The organism is Staphylococcus sp. HMSC62D11 (assembly GCF_001839145.1).
Lineage (GTDB): Bacteria > Bacillota > Bacilli > Staphylococcales > Staphylococcaceae > Staphylococcus > Staphylococcus lugdunensis.
On sequence record NZ_KV840175.1, the window covers coordinates 1 to 1,913 of the forward strand.

Below are 1,913 nucleotides of genomic sequence, written 5' to 3' on the forward strand. Positions count from 1 at the left end.
GCTCAGTATATTATCGATAAAGATAAGTAAAGGAATGTTGCATTTGCGAAAATATGAAGAGTTATTAAGTAGAAATGAACACCTTATGATAAAAGAAACTAACAGCTTACCTTATAACTTGAGTGGTCTGACTTTAGACCATTATATTTTTATTAATAGCAATCATTCAAAGTCTAAACAACTTGAAACATTGGCTGAAGAAATAGCACATACACAAATTACATATGGCGATATTAGAAATCAAAATAATTTATTAAATCAAAAATACGAACTAAGGCACGTCGCTTATCATATGAAATTTAATGCCTTTAAATGAAATTGTTGAGGCTTATTAGCAAGGAGTACAGAGTATGTATGAACTTGCTGATTTTTTTGAGGTTTCATAAGGTTTTGCAAAATAATGTATTAAACATTATAAGTGTAAGTATGGTTTAACAACTCGACATGGTAATTATGTCATACAATTTGAGCCATTAAGAGTTTTTAAATATAAAAATTTAGAATAATGGAGGTATAAAAAATGAGAAGTTTTAAAGAACAAAATAAAATAGCTTGGAATGAAGCGAAATATAAAAAGACTTTAAGTGAAGATGAATTAAAAGTTTATAAATCGCTAGATCGTCTTACTAAAGATACTTTAGTTATTGAATACTTAAAAGGAAATACTTTTGATATTTTAAACGAATCATCTATGAAAAAAATAGACGCTTTAACTTATGAAGCTAATAAAGATGAAATAGACCGAAAAAAACAAAAGGAACAAAATAAAATTGCTAAATCTAACGAAACCGAAGAGGATAAATTAGTAAGATTCTTTAATACTCAAGGTATTAATAATCCAACTAATGCTACATTAAATGCTTTTAAAAAACAAAAAATTATGGCTAATTACGATAACTTTTATCATACTCTCGGAATGTTTACCTTAAATATGGAAAAGCAAGCGAAATATAACTATTATATGTCACAGCAAAAGCAAAACTTCATACAAATAGCCCAACTCGATATTTTAATTAAACAAAACAACGACTCACTTAACCAAAACCACGAAATTTTAAAACAAAACGAACAAATAATAGAGTTACTTACTCAAATAGCTAATAAATAATAAAGGAGAAATAAAAATGAGAAAATTTATATGTATTTTATTCGCAAGTTTACTAGTTTTAGGTGCATGTAGTAATGACTCATCAAATAAAGATGATTCTGGTAAAAGTTCAGAAACTAAATCAAAAAACAATCCTGAAAAGAAATCGGGTAATAAAGATAAGTCAGACGACAAAAAAACAAAAGATAATAAAGAAAAATCAGCAAATAAGATCAATAAAGAAAGTTCCTTAACTACAAAAGAGCAGAGTGAAGAAAATCAAAATGATAATGAGCAAAATTTTCAAAACAATGCATCAAATGAACAATCTCAAAACACACAAAACATTCAGGTAATTAACATTAAAGATCGAAACACTCTTGAGTCAATCATCTATGGAAATTACAGCGAAGAGGCTAAAATTCAAGCCTATAAAAGTGCTGTAGCTAACGGTGTTATACCTCAAGGTAATGTTATGGAAGGGCCTGCTAGTGCAGCTTATAAAAGTTCTTTAAGAGTAGAAAGTGGTCAAGAAAAATCAGTTTATAATCGTACTGCTGATGATTGGGTTAAAGGTCAAGAAGAATGGGTAAAAGCTAGCCCAGCAGAAAAAGAACAAATTAGAAAAAATATTGCTAAAAAATATGGATATAAATATAATCCAAGTAACTATGACAATTAGTATTCTAGGGTAGTCCTCTACCCTAATTATTTTTTACTTCCTTATAGAACATACGTTCTTAAAGGTGGTGGTTACTATGTAAAAATGAATTATCATATTTAGCTATTTTCATACTTATAGCTACAGGTGCCCGCTTCGGTGAAG

The 1,913-nt window shown here is 28.4% G+C and carries 3 protein-coding genes; all 3 read left to right on the forward strand.

Going from position 1 to position 1,913, the window contains the following annotated elements; all coding sequences use genetic code 11:
* On the forward strand, positions 1 to 316 hold a 316-nt coding region (locus HMPREF3267_RS12690), incomplete at its 5' end, for an ImmA/IrrE family metallo-endopeptidase (RefSeq protein ID WP_256319562.1).
* Positions 317 to 520: 204 nt separating this feature from the next.
* The gene (locus tag HMPREF3267_RS12695) at positions 521 to 1,108 is read left to right on the forward strand and encodes a hypothetical protein (protein ID WP_230580268.1); all 588 of its coding nucleotides are present in this window, start codon (positions 521 to 523) and stop codon (positions 1,106 to 1,108) included.
* A 16-nt stretch (positions 1,109 to 1,124) separates the two neighbouring features.
* Positions 1,125 to 1,769: a hypothetical protein gene (locus HMPREF3267_RS00370; RefSeq protein ID WP_037544584.1), complete on the forward strand. Its 645-nt coding sequence runs from the start codon at positions 1,125 to 1,127 to the stop codon at positions 1,767 to 1,769.
* The last annotated feature ends 144 nt before the right edge of the window (positions 1,770 to 1,913 follow it).